Here is a 7,728-nt window from a genome sequence, read left to right on the forward strand (position 1 = left end):
AGCACATCAAACCGATCGAGGTCAAGAAGCACGGGAAGCTGGCCAAAAGCATTTTTAAATATGGTCTAACCTACATCGCAACTGTGCTGCTAAACGCTTATTATCAAGACAATATCGGAATATTTAAATTTTTGTCATGTAGTTAGGTGTATTTCATAATGTGCTAAAAACAATTTACATATACGGAAAAACTGTACATACACACCCACATTGGTATGTGTTGTGCGGTTTTAACCGTATCATACCCAAATCTACAATTAATTTACAGAGCGTCAAAAGGCGCCTTAATTATTTTAGGCTTTGGTTACCCACATGGGCGTAAATCTTGGCTGCTGGGGTAGCCCAAGCGGATGGTGGCACTGCTTGTCCGGCCTATTATCGATTCATTCCGAGCGGAACTTTCAAATATGCTTACGAATAGCATAGGCTATTCTTTCCAATCATACTTAGTTGTATCACATCCACACCTTATTTTCTTTGCCACATTATCGTAGTTTTTTATTGACACCTTTGGTCGTTTGCAGGTTGATTCCTGACAATAAAAAATAGTATCAAGCTCTTTCATGTCTGCCCAAAATGCTTTTAAGTCACCAAGTTTTGGATTAAATGGATTGTCGTGAGAAAGTAAATTTCCAAGCAAAGAAGAGTTTGCAACACGGTCTATGATAGGAATTTTTGCTTTTAAATCCTGACCTCCATTTCTGTTTATTTTTGATTTTAACTCATTCAATAATTCATCAGGCATTCTCTTTTCATTCACATCATTTAGTCTGAAACTTACTTTAACATCTAAATTCAAACAAATATCTTTTAGCTTGGCTTCCAAATATTTTCGTATTGGATTTCCAAGTGTTTCAACAGAACTGTTTGCCAGTTCTCGTTCAATATATTCTTTTAGGTCGCTTGGTTTTTCTTCAAGGTGTGCACCTTTCGATTCAGTCCATTTAATTTCTCCAATTATCCAACCTTTTCTTTTTGCTAATTGTTGAACATAGTTATACCATTCCGTTTCGTGTGTTAGAATAATGAATTGATAATTTGCAAACTTTTCAAATAACAAATCTGCAAAGCGTTTTCTGTGTGTAGAGTCAAAACTTGATATAACATCATCTAACACGATGAAATTATTTTCATTGTTAAAAGCGATTACAGAAGCCAGAAAAAATGAAATTCCGAAACAATTTAAGTGTGATTCGCTAAAATATTTTTGTGGTGGAGAAACCCAAGTATCATTGTATTTGTATTCAATAGTGATACCGTTTAGTTCATCGTCTTCACCAATGGTTACAATCCTGATTTCGTGAAATTGTTCATCAGGATTCATAAATTCATAGTAATCGTTGATGTATGTGGAAAACGTGTTTATGAAGCTTTCCAATCCCTCTTTTTGGCGTTTTACAAATTCATTGAAAATAAGTTCTAAGGAGTTTTTTTGGTATTCTAATTTACTTCTATCTTTCTCAAAACGTTTTATTTTCAAAAATGCATCTTTTGCAGCAGAAATATTTGCATAAAGTTCTGTTGATTTATCATTTTTAATTGCAGACTGTATTACTTCAAATCTTGTGTTAATTAGCTCTTGTACTTTGAAATCATTTTCAGTTAAAATCAATATGTTATTCGCTGGTAGTTTATTTCCAGAAGTGACTTTCTCATTGGCTGATTTTAGATATTCACTAAGTTTGTCGCTCAAACTACTTATTGCATTTTTGATATTCTCATTTTCTGCTTCATTAAGCAAGGCATTATTAGCGGTAAAATCAAGACGTTTTAATCGTTCTATTATAATGTCGGCAACAGATTTTTTAGTATTATCAAAAACAACTTTCTTTTTAGATGATTCTTCAATTTCTCTTAACCTGCGCTGAATGTCTTCTTTTAATTCGTCAAGATTTTTTTGCTGCAAACACAAGGGGCAGCTATCTTCTTTATGAAATTTCTTTGTTATAACAGTTTCTCCTGATTTTAACAGTTCTGCCAAAAATGTTTGCATAATACTTTGAACATCTTCGGCAATTTTATTAAACTCAATAAAGTACTTTTTATATTCCTCGTCAATGAATGATATTTCACCTTTAAGCGTTGAAAGTGTTTTATTAGTGTTTTCTAAAAATTGGAGTTCAGACAGTTGCTTTGTATTAGCAGGTTTTTTGATATGATTCAAAACCTTGTCAATATCTTCAATAGAGTGTACTGTAATTCCAATTTTTAATGGTTCAATAATCTCATTGATTATTTCAAACAAATTGTTCTCTTGGCTGACTGCTGCTCCAATTTTTGCAATTAGAGTTTGTTTTTCGTTGTTGATTTGTGCTTCAAAATTTTGTGTTTTTATTTCCGATTTCAATGAATTAAACACCTTTCTTAAAACGTCTTTTGTTTTTGTAACATCTGAAAAACCGATAATGTCTGACAAGTATTTGAGTTTATCGCCCTTTGTTTGGTCAATGAAATCTCGCAAAAACTGGTATCTAAGCAATAAATTTTCGCTTTGAGATGCAGAATAGTACTTCTGAAAATCATCTGACAAATTAGATATTTCTGATATTAGTTTCCCTCTTTTGCTAAACAAATTCTTTGTATTATCAATCGCATTTCTGTTGTATGATATAGCAATAGAAGATGTCTCAGATTCCTTTTGATTTGAATTTCGTAAAGCATCTTTCAAATCAATTTCGCTACCCGATAAATGAGAAACTTTATCTTGGTAAAACCACTCAATAGCATCAGAAATGCTACTTTTTCCTGTTCCATTATCACCATAAAGCAGAACAGATTTTTCATTAAGTGGTAAAAAAATGGACTTTCGTATTCCTCTGATACCTGTTATTGTAATGTTCTTAATTTTCGTTTCCATTTTCTGTTCGAATTTTTTGTAGCTCATTGACCACATTTTTGTCGGTTAGTTTACCGTTAGCGTACAATTCAGCCAAACCTTGGGCTATCTTATTATCAACGTTTTCAATAGATGAAATCCTATTAAAAAAATCATCTAAAATTTCTTTCCCTGATTTTACTTTATTTTCTTCCATTGTGTTTTATTTGAAATAACGCCAATCAATCTTAAAACTTGTTGTAATCGTATTGTTAAGTATCTCAAATCCTGTTTTATTATTGCAAATAGGATATACGCCATAATTTTCAACAAAATTCAAAATGAAATAACTTTCTAAATCTTCTACCCTGAAATCCCAAATATTTCTTAGCATTTCAAAGTTTATATAAGTAAACCATAGTGGTTCAACCTTCCTGTAATTTACTAATCCTACATTTTTGGATTTACCTTCAAAATGTCCAATTAGTCGGCTTCCTATACTATTTGTCCTTTTCTCGCTCATTCCTATGTAAAGCAACTTAGATTTGTCAAAAGGGTATTGAACTTGAGTCCTAGAACTGAAAATAAAATACAAGCCTGTTATACCATTTAAAGGTTTAATATTTTTTGCTTCAAATGACATTGGACTATCAAAATAGATAGTAACAGTTTTATTTTCTGATTCGCTAGTCATAATCAAATCTTACATTTTGTGTAATGTAAGCACTTAATGAGTTCCCACTCTTAGCTAAAAGTTTCATTTGTTCTACGTGGTGTTTACCTGCTTTACTATAACTGTAAGAATACAATTTTCCACCTTTGAACCAAACAATGATTCTTTCATCTTCAATTTGAAAATGGGTAACTTGCGAATTGCCTCTTCTATTTAGGTATTTTTCCATAATAACTAAAATTCAACATCCCATCTTGGATTATAAGTATTAGAGGTAATCTCTATATCGTTGATTGAGTCAATCAAGAAGCCTCTAATGCCCTTCTTTTTAACATCAAACCCATAAAAATATTCAATACCATTTTTAATCCTAAAACTATATGGCTCAACTTCTCTCAACCCTTCATTTGAGCCATCTTTTTCAGTGTAATCTAATAAAATCGTTTTTAGATTTCGACCTGCTTCAATAATTAAGTCTTTCATAACTGTGATTTATTTAGTTCATGGTTCTTCAATTGTGCGTAAGTTATAATTTGGCTTTTCTTTTAACACGTAACACAACTCGCTTATATGTGCGAAAAAACTGTATAAACACAGCCATTTTGGTATGTATTGTACGGTTTTAACCGGATAGAACCGAAATCTACAATTAATTTTTGAATTGTCATAAGATAAATTTATTTTAGTTAAGTTTCATGTGCATAAACGAGTGTATGCTTTGCTTCTGAATTATTCTTAACAGTTTCAAATCCCTTGCAACCCTGCAACCAGCCCTCTCTCCCACCCCAACCCCTTGCCTGGCGTGCCCCCTTGCAAGTTTTAACACCTTCTTAGCGTAGGTTTTAGGCATCTGTACGAAGTTTTTCGGCTTCTGTACGAAAGGTTTGCGCATTTGTACGCAGGTTTTGGCCATTTGTAAGCAAGGTTTAGGCATTTGTAGGCAAGGTTTAGGCGTCTGCACGAAGGTTTTACCCCTCTGTACGAAGTTTTACCCTCCCCGGCAAAGGGTTTCAGCGGGTTGCAAAAAAAAGCGCCACCGCAAAAGGGTGGCGCTGAATGCTACTGGGCATGAACTACTGCTCCGTGGTGTTCTCCTTGTTCGATTTTGAATGTTTACGGATATACTTTCGGGAATGGATTCCTACCATGGGCTTTAGCCCATGGCTATTAATATGCAACCTCTCCGAGGTTAAGTTTGGGGGCGAAAAATGTTGCGTCGGTATAGGTTCTAGAAGTAAATTGTTGGAATAAAGGAAACGCACATCCATGCGTCTCTACATCCGTTGAATTCTCTTAATTCTTTAACTCCTTTCTTAATTCCTTTCGGTGATTGCGGTGCATGGCAGGCAGGTAAATTTTGAAACTATTTCAGCGTGCACCGCTTGCTCTTGGTATAACCTCTTACCCACGGCTAAAGCCGTGGGCTATGTGTATTCTTGGAATGTTTTAGGGGTAAAAAATATTTCGCTCCTGCTGGTTGTGGAACTCTTTTACCGATAAAAAGGAGACGCACATCCATGCGTCTCTACTCGGTTGCATTCTCTTAACTCTTTTACTTCTCTGACTTCTCTGACTTCTTTAACTTCTTCTAACTTCCTCTAACTCCTTCTAACTTCCTCTAACTCCTTCTAACTTCCTTCTTCTAAAAACTCTGTCGCAGCCGGAAGAATACCAGCCCAATATTTTGGTAGATGCCGCCGGAGCTGAGGTGGAACACCTGGCTGCTGAGGTCTACCTCCAGATTATCGGAAAGCGAGTAGGTGGCCGAGGGTCCAAAGTAGAAGGCGTTGGGCTGGCTGTAGGCCATGGCCGCAAGGCTCACCGAAAGCAGCGGCGTTACGGGGTAGCTTACCTGCGCAAAGGCGGAATACTTCGAGAAGGAGAGGTTTTTAATGTCGAGTGGACGGTAGTAGTAGTTAAAGAAGCCGATGTTGCTGCTGTCGGTAGCAAAGCCGTTGTAGAACACTTCCCCCTGCAGCGACAGCGAGTTGGCAAAGGAGTAGCTGCCACCCACCGAGGCAAGCAAATGCCCCTGTGCGCCACCAAAATTGGAGATGGGACGAATGTAGGTAACCTCGCCATCGAAGCCGGCACCACCAATGCTCCCCGACCAACCGGCACCGGCAAACACATCGCTGCCCTTGAGTTCACCACCTAGCAGCTGAATGTCGTAACCCCAGTGGTTAAACTTGTAGAGAAAACCAACGGTGACAGTGCTATCGTGCTCCATCTTCACCGCCATATCGACCGTGGAAAACGAGCTTGGGTAAAGCGAAAGGCGCACGGCATCGCTACCCGGACGCTCCTCGTAGTCGAAGTCGAAGAAGGAGTAGGAGTTAAACACGTCGTTGGCGTTCCATACAAAGGTCTGCCCCCAGTTTATGCGCTGCCGACCCACGCGCAGGTCAAGCCCCTGCTGGTGGTAGTCGAGCCAAAGCCTATCGGCGGTAATATTTAGAAAGTATGAGCTACCCGAGGCAATATTCTTGGACATATCCACAAAACCGGGGTCATTATCGGCCATGGCGGTGTAACCGGGAATTTGCTTCACAAAATCTCCATAAATAAGACGGTTGCGCAACCCCAGCCCCGCCGAAAAGTGCGACGAAGGTGCCCACTGGAAGTTAAGTCGATTATGGAACATGTTCTCCGAAAGCCAATCGCCCTTGAGCGACTCAATCAGGTTGGTGTTCATAAACTTAACGTAACCGCCAACTGTAAGTGGCGAGGCTGTAGAGTCCACCACTTGTGCATTTGCAGAGGTTATGGCCAAGAGTAGCGCACCAAGAATAAAGCCATTTTTTTTCATGAAACGTTGTTTAATGCGATCGTTGAAAAATATTTGTTGATCCCCTACACTATTATTTGCCATCAACGGCATTGTTGTTGTCACAGCAATCGACCATCTCCTTAAGGCAGCCGAGAACCGAGCATACAATAAGCCTCACTACCTGCAATATGGTACGAAACATAAAAAACATCTTTTCAAAATTTATAGGTTAAGTATTACGTGCGAATTTTTCACTGCGGCGAATCGGCCATCTCCTTTCGTCCATTCTTTGTAATGACATCGGAAACAACCTTGCCATCCTCCACGGTAATCACGCGGCGTGCCTTTTGTACCACACGCTGGTCGTGGGTGGAGAAAACGAAGGTAACCCCCTCCTCCTTGTTAAGCTTTAGCATAATATCGAGGAGTGTTGCGGTGGATTTGGAGTCGAGGTTGGCGGTTGGTTCATCGGCTAGCACAAACTTGGGGTGCGATGCCAATGCACGAGCCACGGCCACGCGTTGCTGCTGTCCACCCGAAAGCTTCGATGGACGGCTGTTAATCCTATCGCCTAACCCCACAGAAGTTAGAAGATTCTTGGCTCGCTCACGCCGCTTTGTCTTATCCACACCCTGAAGGTGCATAATAAACTCCACATTCTCCTCGGCTGTAAGCACGGGAATAAGGTTGTAGGACTGGAACACGAAGCCAATGTTCCGAAGCCTAAAGTCGATGAGCTGCGACGAAGAGAGCTGGCTCAGCGCCGTTCCATCCACCACAACATCGCCTTCGGTAGGAGTATCGAGTCCCCCTATGAGGTTAAGAAGAGTGGTTTTCCCACTTCCCGATGGCCCCACAATTGCAGTAAACTCTCCCTGTGCCACGGTTAGGTTGATGCCGTTCACTGCCTTTACCTCTACTTCGGTTTCCCGATATATCTTCTTTAAGTCTTTAATTTCTATTACGTTCATGATATTCTGGGTTTAAAAAGAAACATGAGTTAAACAATAAAAAAACTAATCCTGTCGCAGGGCTTCCACTGGCTTTAGCTTTAGGGCTCTTATTGCCGGAAAGATGGAGGCTACGAGTCCCGTGGTTAACACCAGTGCCGTAACCAGCAGAAGGAAGAAAATATCGATATGAGGGTAAACCACTGGCGAGTAACCTATGGCTCTCAATCCCTGAGAAAAGCTGCTCAGGTCGATACCAGAATGCGAGGTAAGCAGCACCGTTCCATAACCCAAAGCAATACCCACAACACCTCCAGTAAGGGTAAGCAGCACGGTTTCGAACATTATCATGCTAAACACACGCCCTTTACTCATTCCAACAGCCATGAGCATGCCCAGCTCCCTGACACGCTCCAGAATTACCATGAGCATGGTGTTTACAATTACAAAGCCCAGCGCAAGCAAGATTATAACCATAAAGCTAATTAGTGAAATCAGCATCATACCGTCTATCATGCCC

At 39.4% G+C, this 7,728-nt stretch carries 9 protein-coding genes; all 9 read right to left on the reverse strand.

Annotated elements, in window-relative coordinates; genetic code table 11:
• Nucleotides 1-427 precede the first annotated feature (427 nt).
• The gene (locus VMW01_14835) at nt 428-2,857 is read right to left on the reverse strand and encodes a hypothetical protein (GenBank protein HUW07521.1); all 2,430 of its coding nucleotides are present in this window, start codon (nt 2,855-2,857) and stop codon (nt 428-430) included.
• On the reverse strand, nt 2,841-3,032 hold the full coding sequence (locus tag VMW01_14840; GenBank protein HUW07522.1) for a hypothetical protein: 192 nt from the start codon (nt 3,030-3,032) through the stop codon (nt 2,841-2,843). Before VMW01_14840 ends, VMW01_14835 begins: the two co-directional genes overlap by 17 nt.
• 6 nt (nt 3,033-3,038) lie before the next feature.
• Complete coding sequence (locus VMW01_14845) at nt 3,039-3,509, reverse strand: hypothetical protein (GenBank protein ID HUW07523.1); 471 nt, start codon at nt 3,507-3,509, stop codon at nt 3,039-3,041.
• Nucleotides 3,502-3,717 carry a hypothetical protein gene (locus VMW01_14850; GenBank protein HUW07524.1) on the reverse strand — a complete coding sequence of 72 codons (216 nt, stop codon included), beginning with the start codon at nt 3,715-3,717 and terminating at the stop codon, nt 3,502-3,504. The genes VMW01_14845 and VMW01_14850 overlap by 8 nt, the downstream gene beginning before the upstream one ends.
• A gap of 5 nt (nt 3,718-3,722) precedes the next feature.
• Nucleotides 3,723-3,971 carry a WYL domain-containing protein gene (locus VMW01_14855; protein ID HUW07525.1) on the reverse strand — a complete coding sequence of 83 codons (249 nt, stop codon included), beginning with the start codon at nt 3,969-3,971 and terminating at the stop codon, nt 3,723-3,725.
• A 199-nt stretch (nt 3,972-4,170) separates the two neighbouring features.
• The gene (locus VMW01_14860) at nt 4,171-4,338 is read right to left on the reverse strand and encodes a hypothetical protein (GenBank protein HUW07526.1); all 168 of its coding nucleotides are present in this window, start codon (nt 4,336-4,338) and stop codon (nt 4,171-4,173) included.
• Nucleotides 4,339-5,130: 792 nt separating this feature from the next.
• Nucleotides 5,131-6,297 (reverse strand): hypothetical protein, encoded by a 1,167-nt coding sequence (locus VMW01_14865; GenBank protein HUW07527.1) that lies wholly within the window; start codon nt 6,295-6,297, stop codon nt 5,131-5,133.
• A 212-nt stretch (nt 6,298-6,509) separates the two neighbouring features.
• Nucleotides 6,510-7,229, reverse strand: a complete 720-nt coding sequence (locus VMW01_14870) for an ABC transporter ATP-binding protein (GenBank protein ID HUW07528.1) — start codon at nt 7,227-7,229, stop codon at nt 6,510-6,512.
• A gap of 45 nt (nt 7,230-7,274) precedes the next feature.
• Nucleotides 7,275-7,728: FtsX-like permease family protein (locus VMW01_14875; GenBank protein HUW07529.1), on the reverse strand; the 454-nt coding region annotated here is incomplete at its 5' end.

Origin of the sequence: Williamwhitmania sp. (assembly GCA_035529935.1) — a bacterium.
GTDB lineage: Bacteria > Bacteroidota > Bacteroidia > Bacteroidales > Williamwhitmaniaceae > Williamwhitmania.

Coding starts and splice junctions, on each gene's coding strand:
- VMW01_14840 (HUW07522.1), bottom strand. CDS start 3,032: ATGGAAGAAAATAAAGTAAAATCAGGGAAAGAAATTTTAGATGATTTT.
- VMW01_14850 (HUW07524.1), bottom strand. CDS start 3,717: ATGGAAAAATACCTAAATAGAAGAGGCAATTCGCAAGTTACCCATTTT.
- VMW01_14835 (HUW07521.1), bottom strand. CDS start 2,857: ATGGAAACGAAAATTAAGAACATTACAATAACAGGTATCAGAGGAATA.
- VMW01_14865 (HUW07527.1), bottom strand. CDS start 6,297: ATGAAAAAAAATGGCTTTATTCTTGGTGCGCTACTCTTGGCCATAACC.
- VMW01_14860 (HUW07526.1), bottom strand. CDS start 4,338: ATGCCTAAAACCTACGCTAAGAAGGTGTTAAAACTTGCAAGGGGGCAC.
- VMW01_14870 (HUW07528.1), bottom strand. CDS start 7,229: ATGAACGTAATAGAAATTAAAGACTTAAAGAAGATATATCGGGAAACC.
- VMW01_14855 (HUW07525.1), bottom strand. CDS start 3,971: ATGAAAGACTTAATTATTGAAGCAGGTCGAAATCTAAAAACGATTTTA.
- VMW01_14845 (HUW07523.1), bottom strand. CDS start 3,509: ATGACTAGCGAATCAGAAAATAAAACTGTTACTATCTATTTTGATAGT.